Raw genomic sequence first — 18,772 nt, 5'->3', positions numbered from 1 at the left:
CCATGACAGCCAACGCGCCAGACCTCGCCCGCCCGCTGCTGCACCGGACCTTCCGCCTGCAATGGGAAGAGGCCCAGCAGAACTGGGTGCTGCTCTACCCGGAAGGCCTGGTCACCCTCAACGACAGCGCCGCCGCGATCCTGCAGCGCTGCGACGGCGGCCATACGCTCGACATGCTGATCGACGACCTGCAGGCCGCATTCGGCGTGCAGGGCATCGCCCCGGAGGTACATGCCTTTGTCAAACATGCGACCGAACGCGGCTGGCTGGTCTGACGCCATCGCTGCCCCCCCGCCCGGCCAGCCCGGCCAGCCCGGCCCGCCGCTGTGGCTGCTGGCCGAGCTGACCTACCGCTGCCCGCTGCACTGCGCCTTTTGCTCGAACCCCGTGGACTATGCCCGGCACACGGCCGAGCTCGACACCGCGCAGTGGTGCGACGTATTCAGCCAGGCACGCGCACTGGGTGCAGTGCAACTCGGCCTGTCCGGCGGCGAGCCGCTGCTGCGCAAGGACCTGGAACAACTGGTGCGGCATGCGCACGGCCTGGGCTTCTATACCAACCTCATCACCTCTGGCGTGGGCCTGACCGACGCCAGGCTCACGGCATTGCGCGAGGCGGGGCTGGACCATATCCAGCTGTCCTTCCAGGATTCCACGCGCGAGCTCAACGACTTCCTCTCCAGCACCCGCACTTTCGACCTGAAGCAGCGCGTAGCCCGGATGATCAAGGCGCACGGCTACCCGATGGTGATGAACTGCGTGCTGCACCGGCACAACCTGCCGCATGTCGGCACCATCATCGAGATGGCGCTGCAGATGGGGGCGGAATACCTTGAGCTGGCCAATACCCAGTACTACGGCTGGGCGTGGGAGAACCGCCTTGCGCTGCTGCCCACGCGCGAGCAGTTGCTGGAGGCCGAGGCCGTGGTCAGGGAGTACCGGGCGCGCATCGGCAAGCGGTGCCAGATCCTGTTCGTGGTGCCCGACTACTTCGAGGCCCGGCCCAAGAAGTGCATGAATGGCTGGGGCACGACCTTCCTGGGCGTGGCGCCCGACGGGACTGCCCTGCCGTGCCACGCGGCGCGCATGCTGCCGGGGCTGGCGCTGCCGAATGTGACGACGCAGGGATTGCGCGAGATCTGGCGCGACAGCGAGGCGTTCCGCCGTTTTCGCGGCACGGCATGGATGCAGGAACCGTGTCGGTCCTGCGACCACCGGGAGGAGGACTACGGCGGCTGCCACTGCCAGGCCTTCCTGCTGACCGGCGACCCCGCTGCGACCGATCCGGTCTGCGAGCGCTCCGCAGAGCACGGCAAGGTCGGCGAGGTCGTGCTGCGGGGCCGGCTTGCGGCCCTGCAGGCGCGCGGCGAAGTCCAGCCGATGGTGTTTCGTAGCGATGGCAACTCCCTGCGCCTGAGCGCTGCGGGCAAGTAGGAAAGCCCGGCTGGCTCGCGCCAGCCGGGCTGCGCTTCTTACGCGCTTCTTACGCGCTTCTCACGCGCTCCTACCGCGTTCCTACCGCGTTCCTACCGCGTTCCTACCGCGTTCCTACCCTACATCCAGCACCCACTCCGCGAGCTTCTTCGCATCCGCCTCGCCAAGATTGCCATGCGCCGGCATCGGCACCGGCCCCCACGCCCCCTTGCCACCTTCACGGATCTTCCTGGCCAGCCGCCCGGCTGCCTGGCTATCCCCCTTGTACTTGGCCGCCACCTCGGCGAAGCCCGGCCCCACCAGTTTCGACTGCATGCCGTGGCAGGCGAAGCAGCCGTTCTTGTCAGCCAGTGCCTGCATATCGGCCGCCGTGCCCGCCTGCGCCGCGCAAGGCAGCAGCACCGCAGCCGCCAGCGCCATCCATTCCTTCTTCATACCATTGGTCTCACTGTTTTGTTATGCGCGCACGCCGGCATCGCAATGCCAGCGTGCATGTCCATCGACCGGCCCGTGTTCAGCTCTTGTGCAGTTTGAACACCCACACCGATCCGCCCTGCTCCAGGAAATTCACCCGCTTGGCGACTTCCCCGCCCCATAGCGGCACCGCGCCGCCCCAGCCCGACACCACGGCCACGTACTGCTCGCCGTTGTCTTCCCAGGTGACCGGCGGCGCCACCACGCCACTGCCGGTCTGGAACTTCCACAGTTCCTTGCCGGTCCGGGCGTCGGCTGCCTTCAGATAGCCCTCCGGCGTGCCCCAGAACACCAGTCCTCCGGCAGTGGTCATCGCACCGCCCCACAGCGGCGCACCGTTCTTAGCCTCCCAGACGATCTTGCCGGTCTTGGGATTGATCGCGCGCAGCGAGCCGATGTAGTCCTCGTTCAGCGGCTGGATGGTGAAACCCGCGCCCAGGAAAGCTGCGCCCTTCTTGTAGCTGACCGGCTCGTTCCAGATATCCATGCCCCACTCGTTGGCCGGCACATAGAACAGGCCGGTCTGCGGGCTGTAGGCCATCGGCTGCTGGTTCTTGCCGCCCAGGAAGCCGGGTGCGGCGAACACGGACTTGCCCTTCTTCGGGTCGGTGCCGGCGGCCGGGTCGCCGGGCCGGCCTTCGCTGATGAAGTTGGGCCGCCCGGTCTTCAGGTCGATGCCGCTGGCCCAGGTGATCTTCCTGACGAAGGGAAAGGCGTTGACCAGCTTGCCGTTGCGCGCGTCGTTGACGTAGAAGAAGCCATTGCGGTCGGCCTTGCCGCCCATGCGCTTGCCATCGAGGTCGAAGGTCACGAACTCATTGACCCCGTCGAAGTCCCAGCCATCGTTCGGGGTGTTCTGGTAGTGCCAGACGATCTTGCCGGTGGCCGGATCGATCGCCACCGTCGACGCGGAGTAGAGATTGTCGCCCTTGCGGATATGGCTGTTCCACGGCCCCGGGTTGCCCGTGCCGAAGTACACCAGCCCGGTGGCCGGATCATAGGTGCCGCCCAGCCAGGTGGCAGCGCCGCCGGTCTTCCAGGTCTCACCTGGCCAGCTGGCGTTCTCGGCGCCGGTCACGCCGATCTCGGTCTTGTTGCCGTCCTTGTCGTACTTGTAGCCCATGTGGCCTTCCACCACCGGGCGCGACCACGCCAGTTGCCCCGTTTTGGCATCGCGCGCATCGACGCGGCCGACCACGCCGAATTCGCCGCCCGAGATGCCGGTCAGCACCATGCCTTTGACAATCAGCGGCGCAGCCGTGTACGAGTAGCCGGCGGCATAGTCCTCCAGCTTCTCCTTCCACACCACCTTGCCGGTCTTCTGGTCCAGCGCCACCAGCTGTGCATCCAGCGTGCCGAAGATGACCAGGTTGTCGTAGAGCGCCGCGCCGCGGTTAACCACGTCGCAGCACGGCATGATGCCTTCGGGCAGGCGGTGCTCGTACTTCCACAGCTTGGCCCCGGTCTTCAGGTCGAGCGCGTAGATGCGCGAATACGATGCCGTCACGAACATCTTGCCGTCGTGTATGAGCGGCTGCGCTTCCTGGCCGCGCTGCTTCTCGCCGCCGAACGAGAACGACCACGCCGGCACGAGGTTGCCGACATTTTTCGTATTGATGCGCGTCAGCGCAGAATAGCGTTGCCCTTGCGGGCCCATGCCCCACGACAGCACGTCGCCGGGGCTCTTTGCGTCGTTCTCGATCATGGCGTCGGTCACTGCCGCCTGCGCCGCTAGGCTGGCCGCGGCAGTCGCGACTGCCGCGATCGCCATCACTGCTCGTAACGTCCTCATTGCCTTCTCCTCTCTTGTTTTGGTTTCCCACCGATGCGCCAGTGCGCCGATACCAGGCACCCACCAGGCACCGGACCCGCACTTACGGCAATTCCCATGCCAATCGGATTGCCGCGCTAGCACGCCGAAAGCGGCCGCATTGCGTGCCGGCGGCCGTGTCAGCACGCAACACTGCGTTGCATCTGCTCCAGATCTGAACAGCCATGCGTGGCGGCCGCAGCCCAGTTCACGCCTGCCCCTGGCGGGCCATGCCGCGCTGCGGGTCGTAGCCGCGCAGCGCCAGCGCAAAGAACACTGCAGCACAGCCTGCCACCACGGCCAGGCTCACGGGGGCCACCTGCCCATACAGCGCGAAGCGTATGGCCTCGACCGCATGCGTGAAGGGGTTGAAGCGCGCGAGTTGATAGACGATCTCGGCACCTGACTCCTGCAGCTTCCACAGCGGATACAGCGCCGAGCTGACAAAGAACATCGGAAAGATCACGAAGTTCATGGTGCCGGCAAAGTTCTCCAGCTGGCGCACATGCACCGACAGCAGCAGTCCCAGCGCAGCCAGCATCAGCGCCGCCAGCGCCATGGCGCCGCAAGCGGGCAGCAGGTGCAACGGCTCGAACCGGATGCCGAAGCTTATCGCCACCAGCAGGAACGCGGCCATTTGCAGCAGCGACAGCACCGTGCTCGCGGCCAGCTTGCAGCCGAGCAGCCAGCCACGCGGCAGCGGCGCGGTCAGCAGCAGGCGCATTACGCCCATCTCGCGGTCGTACACCATCGCCAGCGACGACTGCATGCCGTTGAACAGCGCGATCATGCCGAGCAGGCCGGGCGCGACGTACACCTTGTATTCGATGTAGGTCTCATACGGCGGCGCGATCGCGACGCCGAGCGCATTCTGGAAGCCGGCCGCGAACACCAGCAGCCACAGCAGCGGCCGCACCAGCGACGACAGCAGACGCCCGGGCTGGCGCAGGTACTTGCGCAGTTCGCGCCCGCAGACGGCGCGCAGCGCGCGCCAGCGATGGATCAGCACGGTGGCCATGGGTTGCGCCTTACGAGGACGGGGCGCGGCACGCGGTGTCGGCTTCGTCCGCGCCCAGGGTGTCGAGGTTGTTCTTCGGATGCAGCACGCCTTCCACCGGCGCCACGGCAACGACGCCATCCGGGTGAGCCAGCATGACGGGCTGGCGCAACTGGCGGTCCCAGGGACGGAACGACAGCGGCGGGCCCTTGAAGCCGTCCACCACCACCTTGCCGGTGACCAGGGCTTGTGCCTGCGCGGCAAAGCCGGCCCTGGGCTGCCTTGCGACGCTTTCCGCTATCGCCTTGACCGCCACCCAGGCGGCCCAGTCGTGGCCCGTCATCGGGCGCCCCGCCGCACGCGTGAAGCGCCGGTTGAGCTGCGGCCCGCCATTGCGGTCCCAGGCCCAGTGCCAGGCCTGCGCGCCCAGGCCGCTGGCGCCCACCACTGGGCGCGGCAGCTGCGTGGCATAGGGCACGCCGCGGGCGAACTCGCCGTCGGCATCTGCCACCACCACCACGTCATGGTCGGTGCCATTGGTCAGCAGGTTCACGTTGGCCAGGTCGCGCTCGCGCGGGTCGTTGGACAGCCTGAACGTCCGTTGCACCGACCACGCAATGCCGAAGCGCCGCGCGGACTTGACCAGCGCATCGCGCTGCGCCGCGTCGCCCGCCGACGGCCCGCTCAGCAGCAGCGCGCGGCGCCACGTGCGCAGCGCGAGGTATTGCATCAGGGTGTCGGCGCGCATGCGCAGGCTGGGCAGCGTGTGCAGCAGCACCGGCGAACAGGCGGCGCCGCGCAAGTCGTCGTCATCGGCCGAGACGTTGAACAGCAGGGCCTCGCCCGGCTTGATGGCGGCCGTCGCCTGCCTCACTGCCGCGGATGGCAGGTCGAGCAGGATAAAGCGCGTGCCCTGCCGCGCCAGCGCCGCAACCATCGGCCCGACTTCCGCTTCGCTGCGCGCTTCCTGGGCATCGAGCCTGAGCGACTGGCCCGCTGCCTCCAGCGCGAAGCGGGCCTCCGCTGCCGCCACCTGCGCGCCATCGAGTGCGCGGCCCTGCGGCTGCCCGGGATAGCGCTGCGCAAGGCGGCGGGCCTCATGGCGCGGGTCGCCGGCCAGCGACACCACCGCCATGCGCACCTCGGCGGAGTCGGCCACCCCGGCCGCACCCGCGAACAGGCCTAGCGCGGCAACGAGCGAGCGGCAGCAGCGCACGCGTTCAGTCATCGATCGCCACCGAGTGCGGCACCCGGCCCGCCTTGAGGGTTGCCGTCGCCTTGCTGCTGGCGGTATCCACCACGCTGACGTCGTCCGACAGGCCGTTGGCGACATAGAGCCTGGCGTTGTCGCGGCTCAGCGCCAGCCCCCATGCGCGCCGGCCGACCAGCACATAGTCCAGCACCCGGCGCGACGCCACGTCCACCGCCGCGACGTGGTTGGCACGCCCAAGCCCGACATAGGCACGCGTGCCATCACTGCTGGCCGCCATCCCCACCGGGGTCACATCCCCGGCGCGGAAGCCCCGCGGCGTGAAGTGGATGGTATGGGCCACCTCCAGCGTATCGGTGCGGATCACGCTGACGCTGGCGGACAGCTCGTTCGAGACCCACAGTTCCTTGCCGTCGCGCAACAGCAGCAGCCGGCGTGGCCGGTTGCCGACCTGGATATTGCCGACCACCTTGTGCTTGGCCACGTCGATCACATGGACCAGGTTGGCCACCTCCGAGGTCACGTATACCCGCTTGCCATCCGCGCTGACCTTGACGCCCTCCGGCTCCTCGCCAACCTTGACGGCGAATACGCGCTTGCCCGAAGCGGTGTCGTAGGCCGACAGCAGGCCATCCTCTTCGTTCGAGACATAGAGCATGCGGCCGTCATGGCTCAGGTCGAACAACTCCGGGTCGTCCCCTACCGGCAGCGAAGCCAGCGTCTTGCGGCTGGCCACGTCGACCACGTCGACGCGGTGGTCATCGCTGCAGGCCACATACAGGCGCGCGCGATCGGGCGAGAGCTGCAGGTGGCGCGGCCGCTTGCACTGGCGCCACACGGCAAGCAGTTGCCGGCTGCGCGCATCGAAGGCGGCAATTGCATCATCCTTCTCGCTCGACACGAACACCTGGCCACTGGCCACGCGCGCCGCTTCGGCCAGTCCGGCGGCCACCAGCAATGCCGTCACCAGCAGCAGCGTGATGGCAAGCCACCTCGGCGATGGCATCTCGTTCATGCTGGTACGCTCCTTTCGGTGTTGTTGGCGGAAGTGGCGGCAGAAGCGGCCGGTGCCCGCGTCATAGCCAGGAAAGCGTTTTCAAGGTCGTCGCGCCCGGCGGCGCCGCGCAGCGCCGCCGGCGTGCCGTCGAAGCGCACGGTGCCGCGGTCCAGCACGATCACGCGGTCGGCGTGCTCCACCTCCTGCACCAGGTGCGTGGCCCACAGCACACCGGCCTGCGCCTGCGCGGTCAGCCGTCTGGCATCGCTGACCAGCTGCGCCCGCGAAGCCGGATCGAGCCCGACGGTGGGCTCATCCAGCAGCAGCAGCGCCGGTTCGTGCAGCAGCGCGCGCGCCAGCTCCACCTTGCGCCGGTTGCCGCCGGACAGCTCGCGCACCGGGGCATGCGCCCGCGGGGCCAGCCCAAAGGCGTCGAGCAGCCGGGCGATGCGCTGCGTGGCCACGCGGCGCGTCAGCCCGTGCAAATCCGCATGGAAGCGCAGGTTGGCCAGCACCGGCAGGTCCAGGTCGATGGCCGGCTGCTGGAACACGATGCCGAGGCGCGCCAGCGCGCGCACCGGATCGCGCCGCATGTCGTGCTCGTGCATATCGCTGTCCAGCACCGTCACGCGCCCGGCATCGGCAACGAACAGGCCGCTGAGGATCTGGAACAGCGTGGTCTTGCCCGCCCCGTTGGGCCCGAGCAGCGCCACGAACTCGCCGCGCCGCACGGTGAGCGAAACCCCGTCCAGCGCCACGCGGGCGCCGAACGCCTTGCGCACGGCCTCGCAGCGCAGCGCCAGCGGCGCCTGGGTAGCGGTCATGTCAGCCAAAGCCATGCTCCACTGCGTAGCGATGCATCTCGACGCGGTTGGCCAACCCCATTTTCTTGCGGATCAGGGTCTGGTAGTTGGCCACGGTCTTGGTGCTCAGGCAGAAGCACGCGGCCACGTCCTCAAGCGCCGTGCCCCGCGCGAACTGGCGGAAGAGGTCGAACTCGCGCGGCGACAGCGCCAGGTGCGGCGGCGGCTGGCCCATGTCCACCAGCCCCGCGACGTCGGCGGACAACACCTGCTCCCCGCCTGCCACCCGGCGCACCGCATCCACCAGCGCCTCCGGCGCACTGTTCTTGGTCAGGTAGCCGGCCGCGCCGGCGCGCATGGCCTGCAGCACGATGGCGGCGCTGTCATGCATGCTGAACACCAGCGTGCGCAGCGACGGCACGCGTGCGCCCAGCCGCTGCAGCATCTCCAGGCCGCCACGGCCCGGCATCGACAAGTCCAGGATCAGCACATCGGCCCGGTGCTGCGAGAGCCAGGCGTAGGCGGCATCGCCATCGCCGAACTCCGCCACCACGCGCATGCCGTCGTCCAGCTCGAGCAGGCGCCGGTAGCCCGTGCGCACCACGGCATGGTCGTCGGCAATCACCACATCGATCGTGTTCATGCTGGCTGGCTCCCTGCCGGTACGTTGGCTAGTTGCGTGGCATCCTGCGCCGGCACCGGCACCGGCACCGGAAAGCTTGCGCGCAAGCGGCAGCCGCGCATGCCTGGCGCCGGCCCCACGTGCAGCGTGGCGCAATGCGCCCAGGCGCGCTCCTGCATGCCGCGCAGGCCGTGGCTGCGCTGCAGCGCCGCGCCGATATCGTCGATGCCCCTGCCGTCGTCCTGCACGCACCAGTGGACGGCGTTGCCGGTGGCGGCGATGCGGACCGCCACCTGGCCCGCGCCGGCGTGGCGCATGACATTGGTCAGCGCCTCCTGCGTCATCCGGTACAGCGTCAGCGTCAGGTCCGGCCCCAGCGCGGCGCCGCCGAGGTCGACCTCGCAATCGAGCCGCACCGACTGGCCGGGCTGGTCGCGCCAGCAGCGCACCAGGTCCTGCAGCAGCCGCGCCAGGCAGGCGACGCGCCCGTCGGGCTGCGCGCCATGCGGACGCAGGCGGTGCAGCAGGTGGCGGACTTCGTCCTGGATCCTGGCGCAATGCCCGGCCAGGTCGTTGGCCACGATCTGCAGCATCGGCGCATGCGCGCTCTTGCGGACAAGATAGGCGGCGTCCGCGCGCATGGCCGTCAGCACCTGGCCGAACTCGTCGTGCAGCTCGCGCGCCAGCCGGGCGCGCTCGCATTCCTGCGCGTCGAGCAGCTTGCGGCTCAGTGCGCGGCGTTCGGCCTGGTGCTGCGCCAGCGCGCCCGCCAGGTGGTTCAGCGCGCGGCGCACCAGCTCCAGTTCATGGATGCGCATGGCGGGCAGCCGCACGCTGTAATCCTTGCGTTCATAGTGGCCGATGGCGTCCAGGATCTGCTGCAGCGGCGCGAAGGCGCGGCGGGCGGCCCAGCACAGGCAGCACAGCAACAGCACGCTGTACGCGGCCAGCATAGCCAGGTTGCCCGCCACGTCGCCACGCGCTTCGCGCAGTTCGCTGTCCGGGTTCCAGCGCAGCGCGGCCCGGTAGACGGTGCCGTCGCGCGCGCGGATGTCCCATTGGCTTTCCGCATGCGCCGGGTCGCCATGCGGCGTGGCCCCCACCAGCACGCCGCCCGCGGCGTCCTCCACATGCAGCCGCAGGTGGCGCATCTGCGCCGACTGGTTGATGGCGCGCAGCGCGGCCAGGTGCGCCGCGCGCTCCGCCGGCCCCGCGGCCTGCAGCGCCGACAGCCGCGCCATCGCCTGCGCCGTGGCGGCAGCGCCGCTGCGCTCTTCGCCGAGCGCCTGCCGTGCCTGCCACAGCGCCGCCAGCAGCGCGCAGCCAAGGCATGCGCAGGACAGCCACAGGGCCCGGCTGGCCAGGAAGTGCGACATCGTCATGGCAGTGCTCCTCCGGGGGATGGTGGTCGGCGTTGGCGGTCGACGTTGGTGGTCGACGCTCCGGTCCAGGTCGGGAGTTTTTCCCGATGCCCGAGGTACGGAACCTGCTCCCCACCCCCTCAGCTAGTTCGATTTCAGGTGCCGCCCGATGCAGGCAGCACCCCCGTACGCCCGAGGAGATGCAAGATGCCAGCCAGCCCGTTCCCTGTCCCGCAAAAGCAGGCATTCCGCCACGCAGCCGCGCGCCGCCGCTGCATCGCCACGGCCATCGCCATGGCCGTGGCGATGCAGCTCCAGCGTCCCGCTGTTGCACAACTGGACACCGCTGCTCAAAATCAGGACAGTGCGGTGCTGCCTGAAGTGCTGGTAGTCGCCGCGGCGCCGCTGCCGGGCATCGGCGTCGCCAGCGACCTCGTGCCCTACACCGTGCAGACCGTGCGCGGCGATGAACTGGACGGCACCCGCGCCAGCAACCTGGCCGACTACCTGGCCCGCAACCTGGCCGGCGTCAACGTCAACGACATCCAGGGCAGCCCTTTCCAGAGCGATATCACCTACCGGGGCTTCCGCGCCTCATCGATCCCGGGCGTGCAGCAGGGGCTCTCGGTCTATCTCGACGGCATTCGGGTCAACGAGCCCTTTGGCGACGTGGTCAGCTGGGACATGATCCCGGAGGCCGCGCTTGCCAGCGTATCGCTGGTCTCCAGCGCCAACCCGGCCTATGGCCTGAACAGCCTGGGCGGCGCGCTGGCCATGACCTCCCGCTCCGGGCTGGACTCGCCCGGCGTCACCGCCGACCTGTCCTATGGCAGCGGCAGCCGCAAGCGCGCGGACCTGTCGGGCGGCGTGCGCAGCGACGGTGGCTGGCACGCCTTCGCCGCCGGCACCCTGTTCCAGGAGCACGGCTGGCGCGACCATTCGTCGGGGCGCCTCGGCAATATCTTCGCCAAGGCCGGCTACGCGGGCGATACCAGCAGCGTCGACGTCTCGCTGCTGCACGGCCGCAGCACGCTGACCGGCAACGGGCTGGTGCCGTCCTACCGCGCCGACGGCAGCGCGACGCTGCCCGACATCTATCAGGCGAACCGTCGCGCCGTCTATACCTACCCGGACCAGACCCGCAACCAGGTGACCCAGGTCGCCGCCAACGGCCGCCACTGGTTCGACGACAAGACCAGCGCCGCCGCCCTCGCCTATGTGCGCAACAGCCGCCGCGACACCACCAACGGCGACGTCAATCCCGATTACGAGGAATATGCGGAAGCCTGCGAGGACGGCTTCAACGCCGACGGCAGCCCGCGCGGCGGCGACTGCGGCGTGACCCGCGCCGAAGGCGCCGCGCTGCATCCCGCCGTGGTCAACACCACCCATATGCGGCAGCAGACCGTCGGCGTGGCGCTCAGCCTGGCAAAAGAGACCGATCGCCACGTGCTCAACGCCGGCGTCAGCCTGGACCGCAGCCGGCTGACCTATTCCCAGTTCGAGCAGCCCGGCACGTTCACCGCGGACCGGGGCGCCGTGGCCGACCCGGCCGAGCCGAATGCGCTGTTCTCCGGCGTCAGCGGCAACGCGCGCACCTTCGGCGCCTACCTGTCCGATACGTGGTCGCTGACACCCAGCACCTTCCTGACGGCGTCGGCGAGGTGGAATCTCGCCACCGTCAGCAATACGCTGCGCAACAGCGACGGCAGCGAGCAGCCGCGCGAAAGCTTTACCTACCGCCGCCTCAACCCGGCGGTGGGGCTGGCCCAGAAACTGGGCGGCGGCGTCACGGTATTCGGCGGCTACGCGCAGAACAACCGCGTGCCCACCGTGCTCGAACTCGGCTGCGCCGATCCCACGCGCCCGTGCCGCCTGCCGGCCGGACTGCAGGCCGATCCCTACCTGAAGCAGGTGGTCTCGCACGCCTATGAAGCCGGCGTGCGCTGGCGCCCCGGCAAGGACACCGAGGTCACCGCCGCGCTCTATCGCATCGACAACCACGACGACATCCTGTTCCTGCGCGCGCCCAACACCCAGCTCGGCTATTTCGCCAACTTCGACCGCACCCGCAACCAGGGGCTCGACCTGAGCGCGCGCCAGCGCGCTGGCGATATCACGCTGCGGCTGGCCTACAGCTACCTGCATGCTACCTACCAGGCGGCCGGCCAACTGGCGGCCGGCGAGCGCACCATCGAGGTCCAGCCCGGCATGCGCATGGCCGGCCTGCCGCGCCACACGCTCAAGCTTGGCGCCGACTGGCAGGCGCTGGCCGGGCTGACGCTCGGCGCCGACCTGGTCGCCGTGTCCGGCAGCGTCGCCAGCGGCAACGAGGACGGCCTGCGCAGCGATCCGCAGCCGGGCCAGCCGCCCAGGACCGCCGACTGGCACGTGCCCGGCTACGCCACCGTCAACCTGCGCGCCGCGTACAAGGTGAACAAGCGCTTCGAGGTCTATGCGCGCGTGGCCAACCTGTTCGACCGGCGCTACGAAACCTACGGGCAAGTGGCGAACAACGTGTTTCCCGGCGGCAGCCTGGTGCAGCCGCACATGGCGCCCGGCGATGCCGCGACGGCGTTGTTCGTGGCGCCGGGGGCGCCGCGCAGTGTCTGGGTGGGGCTGGTGTACCGGATGTAGGGGATGGCCCTCAGGAAGCGGCGCCCGGGGCCAGTGGCGGACAAGTAGCCCGGCTTACCCCAGCAGCCCGTGTGGCGCGAGTACGGCTTCAAGCCAGCCTTGCTCGCGCCGACCGGTTGCAATCTCGTCCTTGATGGCGTCTTCCTTCGAGACGGTGGCCTGCACGGCTTCAAGCAGCGCAGTCGCCTGGGCCGCCGGAAACGACACCACGCCATCCTCATCGCCGACGATGAGGTCGCCGGGCGAAATCACCTGCCCGCCGATCGATACCGGCACGTTCATCGCACCGGGCCCGAGCTTGTACGGCCCGCGGTGGCTGGTGCCGCGCGCATAGCAGGGAAAATCGGCTTCGTAGAACGCCGCAGTGTCGCGGATCGCGCCATCGAGCACGAATCCGGCGCAACCGCGCTGCTGCGCGTAGAGCATGATCAGTTCGCCGATCAGCGCATTGGTGCAATCGCCGCCACCATCCACCACCAGCACGTGGCCGGGCTGGAGTTCCATCAGTGCCTTGTAGATCAGCAGGTTGTCGCCGGGCCTGGCCTTCACCGTGAAGGCTGTACCGACCAGCTTCTTGCTGCGGTGAAACCGCGTCAGCCCGGTCACGCCGGACAGGCGCTGCAGGTTGTCGCTGATATGCGGGGTCACGACCTCGCGAAAGGCCTCGACCAGCGCGGCCGGAGCAAGTTGGGGAACGGGGTGGATGGCAAAGTTTGACGCCACGGCAGGCTCCGGTACGGAAAGACATCGCGCCTCACGGTCCTTCCGTGGCGACGCACCAGTCCGCCAACTTTCTGCCTCCGTGATCCTTCTGTAAATTCCGAAGACAGGATCGTTTCGTTCTGCCAAACCTATCAGCCGGCAGGCGGTGCGGTCGCGCGCCGGCGCGGCTTGCGCTCCGCGATCTTGCCGGCCGACAAGGCCGCCACGGCCGCCTGCACCATCGGGTTCTCCCGGCTGGTCGACCATGCCATGGCGGTCGTGACCACGTTGACGGCCTCCTTCAGCGGCTTCACGACCACATTGTCCGAGGCCGCCTTCTTCAGTGAAGCCGGTACCAGCGCGATCCCCTGCCCGCACCTGACAAAGGCGATCTGCGACGACACGGTCCGCACCTCATGCAGGATGCGGGGTGAAAAGCCGGCGGCCCGGCAGGTGGCAATCAGGCTGTCGTAGTAGACCGGGCTCACATGCCGGGAGAAGATCACAAAGGCCTCTTCCGCCAGCGACGCCAGGCGAATCCGGGGCAGTTCCGCCAGGCGGTGGGACCTTGGCAGCGCCACCGCCAGCCGCTCCTGCTTCAGCGCGATGGACTGGATCGACGGCCCAAGGTCGCCTTCCAGGCGCGCGAACGCGAGATCGACATCGCCTTGCTCCAGCGCCGGCACGGCCTCGACGCTGTCGATTTCCTTCACCGATACCGTGAGTTGCGGATACTCCGCCTTCAGGTGCTCGATCAGCGCTGGCAGGGTCTCGACCATTGCCGATGAGATGGCGCCGATGGTCAGCACGCCGCTCTGGCCCTGCACCGCCTCGCGCACCGCCAGCTCCAGCCGCTCCAGCTGCTCGGCGAACTTGCGCACCGCCGGCAGGATCGCCGCGCCGGCGGCGGTCAGCTTCGCGCCGCGCCGGGAGCGCTCGAACAGCCGGACCTTCAGCGCATGTTCGAGCACCTGGATCTGCTCGGTCAGCGGGGGCTGCGACATCCCCAGCCGCTTCGCCGCGCGCCCGAAGTGCTCTTCCTCGGCCACGGCCAGGAACAGCCACAGGTGCCTTACCAGTCTGAAGTTGATCATGATGGTTGATAGCTTTGGCGTATGGAAAGGTTCTGTTCTTCGAAATTTACGGATCAGACTCTAGCGCCGATAGTGCAGGCCAAGCAACCACTCTGGAAGCCGCAATGACTTCTCCTACCCTGCTTGACCGCCTTGCCGCGCTCGATACCAACACGGTGTCTGACGCACTCGACTTCCTGGAACTGCCAGGGGCCACGTATGGCATCCGCCCGCTGTGGGACTGCCCCAGGATCGCGGGCCGCGCCAGCACCGTCCAGCTGGGTCCCAAGACCGACGCCGCGCCGACGGCGCACCTGATCACACCCGTTGTCGCGGCGATCGACAGCGACGACCGCGTACTGGTGATCGCCGGCGGCCTCGACGGCATCTCCTGCTGGGGCGACATCCTCGCCAATGCCGCCACGGCCCGCAAAGTGCGCGGCTCGGTGATCGACGGCCTCAGCCGCGATATCGAAGGCAGCGAATCGATCGGCTATCCCGTCTTCGGCCGCGGCGTGACCATGATCAGCGCGCGCAACCGCGTGGTGCAGACCGGCTCTGGCGAACCCGTGGCCTTTGCTGGCGTCGTGGTGCACCAGGACGACTATGTGATCGCGGACCGCTGCGGCACGGTGTTCGTCCCGGCGGCGCGGATCGAAACGGTGCTCGACCTGGCCGAGCACATCGCGCGCCGGCAGGACGGCATGGTGCAGGCCGTACGCACGGGCCGTTCCGGGGAAGCGGTCATGCACGACAAGGAATTCGACGCCATCCACACCGGAGCAGCAAAATGAGCGCGCAAGACAAGGAACTGGTTGCCCTGTTCGAGGGACTGGATACCCCCGGAGTATCGGATGCGATGGACCGGCTGGGCCTGCCCGGCCAATGCCTCGGCATCGCGCCGCTGGACAATTATCGCCAGGTGGTCGTCGGGCCGGCGTACACGGTCAGGTATGTGCCGGCAAGCACACCGCCCGGCACCGTTGGCGATTTCATCGATGACGTAGCCGCGGGCGACGTGGTCGTCATCGACAACGATGGCCGCACCGACTGCACCGTCTGGGGCGACATCATGACCCAGTATGCCGGCGCGCGCGGCATTGCCGGCACCGTCATCGACGGCGTCTGCCGCGACGTCGCCAGGGCATTGGGCGACGGGTATCCCTTGTTCTCGCGCGGCCGCTTCATGCGCACCGGCAAGGATCGCGTGCAAGTGGAAGCGGTCAACGCTCCCGTATCCGTCGGCACAGCGCGCGTCTGCCCGCGCGACATCGTCGTCGCCGATGCCAACGGCGTGGTGGTGGTGCCGCGCGAGCGGGCGCGCGAGGTGGCGGAACTGGCGCGCAGCATCGAAGCGGTCGAAGCGCAGATCCGTGAGCACATCGCCAGCGGCAAGACGCTCGGCGAGGCCCGTGCGGCCCTTGGCTACCACACCCTGCAGAGGAAGTCCTGATGCACGCCGATATCCAGCGCCTGAACGTCAACCTGGCCTGCGCCCGGGCCTCCGCGACTTACCGGATCATGGACCGGGTGGCAGCCCGGCGGGCATCCGGTGCCAGCATCATCTCGCTGAGTGCCGGCGAGCCCGACTTCGATACCCCGGCACATGTCCGCGATGCCGCCATCGAAGCGATCCGCGCCGGCCACACGCGCTACACGCAGGTGGCCGGCATGCGTGCGCTGCGCGAAGCCATCGCCGCCAAGTTCCGCCATGAAAACGGCCTGGACGTGGACTGGCAGGACACCATTGTCTGCACCGGCGGCAAGCAGGTGATCTACAACGCCCTGTCGGCGACGCTGAACGTGGGCGACGAGGTCATCGTGCCGGCGCCATACTGGGTCAGCTATCCGGAGATGGTGCAGTTGTCGGGCGCCATCCCGGTGATTGTTCCGTGCGGTGCGGAAGCCGGTTTCAAGCTGACCCCTGCCGCGCTGGCGCAGGCGATCACAGAAAAGACGCGCTGGCTGATACTGAATTCGCCGTCGAACCCGACCGGTGCGGTCTATACGCGCGAAGAGCTGGCCGCGCTGGCCGAAGTGCTGCTGGCGCACCCGCATGTGCTGGTGCTGTCGGACGATATCTATGAACACCTGACGTTCGACGGCGCCCGCTTCCACACGCTGGCCGCTGTGGAACCACGCCTCGCATCGCGCACGCTGACCATGAACGGGGTATCCAAAGCGTATGCGATGACCGGCTGGCGCATCGGCTTCGGCACCGGGCCGCGCTGGCTGCTGGAAGCGATGGAGAAGGTGCAGGGGCAACAGACTTCGGGCGCCTGCTCCATCTCCCAGCATGCCGCGCTGGCTGCGCTGACCGGGCCGCAGGACTTCATTACGGAATCGCGTGCCGTGTTCGAGGAGCGACGGGACCTGATGATCCGGATGCTCAACGATACGCCGGGGCTGGAATGCCCGGTGCCTGGCGGCGCGTTCTATGCGTTTGCCTCGTGCGCGGGGTTGCTGGGCCGGCGTACGGCGGCCGGCACGCTGCTGCAGACCGACGAGGATGTCGCTGGCGCGCTGCTGGATGAAGCCAATGTCGCGGTCGTGCACGGCAGCGCGTTTGGGCTGGGGCCGTATATCCGGATTGCGTATGCGCTGGATACGGAATCGCTGCGGCAGGCGTGCGAGGCGATCGCGGGGTTTTGCGGTGCGCTGAGGGATTGAGCGCCGGCCCTTCGGCTTGCCGGCTGCTCAAGCTGGGCTGTCTTCGTCCCACATCTGGAGGCTCCAACGTGTCACCACTCACCAGGCAACGCATTCCACTAACCGTAAGCAGAGCGCCAATCGAGCTCTCCACGCTCCATTGCCCCGGCGAATACCCTCCCCTTGTCTTCCTGCACGGCTTCGGCTCGACCAAGGAGGATTACGCGGACATCGTCCTGCAGCCCGCACTCGCCGGCCGCGCAGTACTGGCCTACGATGCGCCCGGTTGCGGCGAGACGCGTTGCGGGGACCTGTCCCGGATCTCGATCCCCTTCCTGGTCGAAACGGCGCTTGCCGCCCTCGACCACTTCGACATGGAACGTTTTCACCTGGTCGGCCATTCCATGGGCGGCCTGACCGCTCTGATGCTGGCCCACCGCGCCCCCGAACGCGTGCTGAGCTTTATCGACATCGAGGGCAATGTGGCCCCCGAGGATTGCTTCCTCAGCCGGCAGATCGTCTCGCATCGCACCGACGACGCGGACCGCTTCTTTGAAGCGTTCATCGAGCGCACCTGGCACTCCTCGTACTTCTCCAGCCCGCTATATGCGGCCAGCCTGCGGCACAAGGTGCGCGCCGGCGCCGTCCGCGGCATCTTCGAGTCGATGGTCGACCTTTCCGACAACGGCGACCTGATGACGAAATTCCTCGGCCTGCCTTGCCCGAAGATGTTCATGTACGGCGCGCAGAACGCCTCGCTGTCCTACCTGGCCCATCTCGAACGCCATGGCGTGGAACTCGCGGAGATTCCGCGGTGCGGGCATTTCCCCATGTACTCGAACCCGCCGGAGATGTGGGCGCGGATTTCCGGGTTCCTGGCGCGGTTGTCGGGCACATAGCGCGGCAGTGGCACCGATATCCAACGCCAGCACCAAGACTTGTCGCGGCGCCGCCATGCCTTTGCGCGCTGCGTGTTTCCACGATGTTGTTCCTGCCCCCCTTGAAGGAAGACTGTCATGAAGTTCGCTATTGCCTGCCTGGTTGCCTGCCTGACGTTTGCCTCCGACATCTCCACGGCAAGCGCCACCGACTATCCGACCAAACCGGTTCGCCTCGTCGTGCCCTACCCGGCCGGTGGTTCCACCGATGCGGTGGCGCGCATGGTCGGGCAGAAACTTTCGGTGAAACTTGGCCAGCCCGTGGTCGTCGATAACCGGCCCGGCGCCAGCGAGGCAATCGCCGCGAGCTTCGTGGCGAAATCCGCGCCCGACGGCTACAACATCCTGCTGGCCACGATGACCGGCCTGTCGGTCAACCCGAGCCTGTACAGCAAGCTTGCCTACGATCCGCGCAAGGACTTCGCGCCTGTCATCCAGGCCACCACCATCCCCAGCGTGCTGGTGGTCAACCCGAACGTACCGGCGAAGTCGATGCCGGACCTGCTCAGGTTCCTGAAGGGCAAGCCCGGCAGCGAAGGCTACGCCTCGGCCGGCAACGGCACGCCCAGCCACCTCGGCATGGAGTTGTACAAGCGCGTCACCGGCGCCAATGTCGTCCATGTGCCGTACAAGGGCGGCGCGCCCGCGCTGCAGGACCTGATGGCGGGCCAGGTGCAGATCATGATGGCGCTGCTGCCCGAGGCGATGCCGCTGGTCAAGGCCGGCAAGCTGAAGGCGCTGGCCATCACCACGGCAAAGCGCTCCGCCGAATACCCCGAACTGCCCACCATCGCCGAGTCCGGCATGCAGGGGTTCGAGATGATTTTCTGGCAGGCCTTTGTCGCGCCGGCGGGCACGCCCAGGGAGATCGTTGCCAGGCTGAACCAGTCGATCGATGAAATCCTCCGCGACAAGGAAATCCGCAGCAAGCTGGTCGAGATGGGGCTGGATCCGGCCGGAGGCAGCCCGGAGCAGCTGGGTGCGGTGATGAAGAGCGAAACCGCCAAGTGGAAGAAGGTGGTCGACGACGCTGGCATCAAGCTCGACTGAATCCCGTGGATACGA

At 68.2% G+C, this 18,772-nt stretch carries 18 protein-coding genes; 8 read left to right on the top strand and 10 right to left on the bottom strand.

Features of this window, described 5'->3' with window-relative positions:
• Window positions 1–2 precede the first annotated feature (2 nt).
• Complete coding sequence (gene pqqD, locus CTP10_RS07205; protein ID WP_116323257.1) at window positions 3–275, top strand: pyrroloquinoline quinone biosynthesis peptide chaperone PqqD; 273 nt, start codon at window positions 3–5, stop codon at window positions 273–275.
• Window positions 247–1,434: a pyrroloquinoline quinone biosynthesis protein PqqE gene (gene pqqE, locus CTP10_RS07200; protein ID WP_116323258.1), complete on the top strand. Its 1,188-nt coding sequence runs from the start codon at window positions 247–249 to the stop codon at window positions 1,432–1,434. The genes pqqD and pqqE overlap by 29 nt, the downstream gene beginning before the upstream one ends.
• Before the next feature lie 114 nt (window positions 1,435–1,548).
• Here pqqE and CTP10_RS07195 read toward each other — a convergent pair whose 3' ends face one another.
• The 8 genes from CTP10_RS07195 to CTP10_RS07160 all read right to left on the bottom strand — a co-directional run bounded on the left by CTP10_RS07195 (window position 1,549) and on the right by CTP10_RS07160 (window position 9,729).
• Complete coding sequence (locus CTP10_RS07195; RefSeq protein WP_116323259.1) at window positions 1,549–1,869, bottom strand: c-type cytochrome; 321 nt, start codon at window positions 1,867–1,869, stop codon at window positions 1,549–1,551.
• Between the two features lie 79 nt (window positions 1,870–1,948).
• The gene (locus CTP10_RS07190) at window positions 1,949–3,700 is read right to left on the bottom strand and encodes a PQQ-dependent methanol/ethanol family dehydrogenase (RefSeq protein ID WP_116323260.1); all 1,752 of its coding nucleotides are present in this window, start codon (window positions 3,698–3,700) and stop codon (window positions 1,949–1,951) included.
• A gap of 226 nt (window positions 3,701–3,926) precedes the next feature.
• Window positions 3,927–4,736: an ABC transporter permease gene (locus CTP10_RS07185; protein WP_116323261.1), complete on the bottom strand. Its 810-nt coding sequence runs from the start codon at window positions 4,734–4,736 to the stop codon at window positions 3,927–3,929.
• 10 nt (window positions 4,737–4,746) lie between these two features.
• Window positions 4,747–5,943, bottom strand: a complete 1,197-nt coding sequence (locus tag CTP10_RS07180; protein ID WP_116323262.1) for an ABC transporter substrate-binding protein — start codon at window positions 5,941–5,943, stop codon at window positions 4,747–4,749.
• Window positions 5,936–6,940, bottom strand: a complete 1,005-nt coding sequence (locus CTP10_RS07175; protein ID WP_116323263.1) for a PQQ-dependent catabolism-associated beta-propeller protein — start codon at window positions 6,938–6,940, stop codon at window positions 5,936–5,938. Before CTP10_RS07175 ends, CTP10_RS07180 begins: the two co-directional genes overlap by 8 nt.
• A complete protein-coding gene (locus CTP10_RS07170; RefSeq protein ID WP_233528423.1) occupies window positions 6,937–7,761 on the bottom strand; it encodes an ATP-binding cassette domain-containing protein in 825 nt (274 codons plus the stop codon). The genes CTP10_RS07175 and CTP10_RS07170 overlap by 4 nt, the downstream gene beginning before the upstream one ends.
• Window positions 7,748–8,368, bottom strand: coding sequence for a response regulator transcription factor (locus tag CTP10_RS07165; RefSeq protein ID WP_116323265.1), 621 nt, complete (start codon window positions 8,366–8,368; stop codon window positions 7,748–7,750). Before CTP10_RS07165 ends, CTP10_RS07170 begins: the two co-directional genes overlap by 14 nt.
• Window positions 8,365–9,729 carry a sensor histidine kinase gene (locus CTP10_RS07160; protein WP_116323266.1) on the bottom strand — a complete coding sequence of 455 codons (1,365 nt, stop codon included), beginning with the start codon at window positions 9,727–9,729 and terminating at the stop codon, window positions 8,365–8,367. The genes CTP10_RS07165 and CTP10_RS07160 overlap by 4 nt, the downstream gene beginning before the upstream one ends.
• A 186-nt stretch (window positions 9,730–9,915) precedes the next feature.
• On the opposite strand from CTP10_RS07160, the gene CTP10_RS07155 reads away from it, so the two are divergent.
• Window positions 9,916–12,345, top strand: a complete 2,430-nt coding sequence (locus CTP10_RS07155; protein ID WP_116323267.1) for a TonB-dependent receptor — start codon at window positions 9,916–9,918, stop codon at window positions 12,343–12,345.
• A gap of 54 nt (window positions 12,346–12,399) precedes the next feature.
• Here CTP10_RS07155 and CTP10_RS07150 read toward each other — a convergent pair whose 3' ends face one another.
• Together CTP10_RS07150 and CTP10_RS07145 are read right to left on the bottom strand one after the other, a co-directional pair.
• Complete coding sequence (locus CTP10_RS07150; RefSeq protein WP_233528424.1) at window positions 12,400–13,068, bottom strand: RraA family protein; 669 nt, start codon at window positions 13,066–13,068, stop codon at window positions 12,400–12,402.
• 131 nt (window positions 13,069–13,199) lie between these two features.
• Entirely contained in the window at window positions 13,200–14,141 is a 942-nt protein-coding gene (locus CTP10_RS07145; RefSeq protein WP_116323269.1) for a LysR family transcriptional regulator, read from the bottom strand.
• 104 nt (window positions 14,142–14,245) lie between these two features.
• Between CTP10_RS07145 and CTP10_RS07140 the strand changes: the two genes are divergently transcribed.
• The 5 genes from CTP10_RS07140 (at window position 14,246) to CTP10_RS07120 (ending at window position 18,757) form a co-directional block, all read left to right on the top strand.
• A complete protein-coding gene (locus CTP10_RS07140; protein ID WP_116323270.1) occupies window positions 14,246–14,914 on the top strand; it encodes an RraA family protein in 669 nt (222 codons plus the stop codon).
• Entirely contained in the window at window positions 14,911–15,573 is a 663-nt protein-coding gene (locus CTP10_RS07135; RefSeq protein WP_116323271.1) for an RraA family protein, read from the top strand. The genes CTP10_RS07140 and CTP10_RS07135 overlap by 4 nt, the downstream gene beginning before the upstream one ends.
• Window positions 15,573–16,790, top strand: a complete 1,218-nt coding sequence (locus CTP10_RS07130) for a pyridoxal phosphate-dependent aminotransferase (RefSeq protein ID WP_116323272.1) — start codon at window positions 15,573–15,575, stop codon at window positions 16,788–16,790. Before CTP10_RS07135 ends, CTP10_RS07130 begins: the two co-directional genes overlap by 1 nt.
• A gap of 68 nt (window positions 16,791–16,858) precedes the next feature.
• Window positions 16,859–17,668 (top strand): alpha/beta fold hydrolase, encoded by an 810-nt coding sequence (locus tag CTP10_RS07125; RefSeq protein WP_116323273.1) that lies wholly within the window; start codon window positions 16,859–16,861, stop codon window positions 17,666–17,668.
• Between the two features lie 117 nt (window positions 17,669–17,785).
• On the top strand, window positions 17,786–18,757 hold the full coding sequence (locus CTP10_RS07120; RefSeq protein WP_116323274.1) for a Bug family tripartite tricarboxylate transporter substrate binding protein: 972 nt from the start codon (window positions 17,786–17,788) through the stop codon (window positions 18,755–18,757).
• The last annotated feature ends 15 nt before the right edge of the window (window positions 18,758–18,772 follow it).

Origin of the sequence: Cupriavidus sp. P-10 (genome assembly GCF_003402535.2) — a bacterium.
Classification (GTDB): Bacteria; Pseudomonadota; Gammaproteobacteria; order Burkholderiales; family Burkholderiaceae; genus Cupriavidus.
Note: the sequence above shows the minus strand (reverse complement) of the source record. Positions and strands in the feature narration are given on the sequence as shown.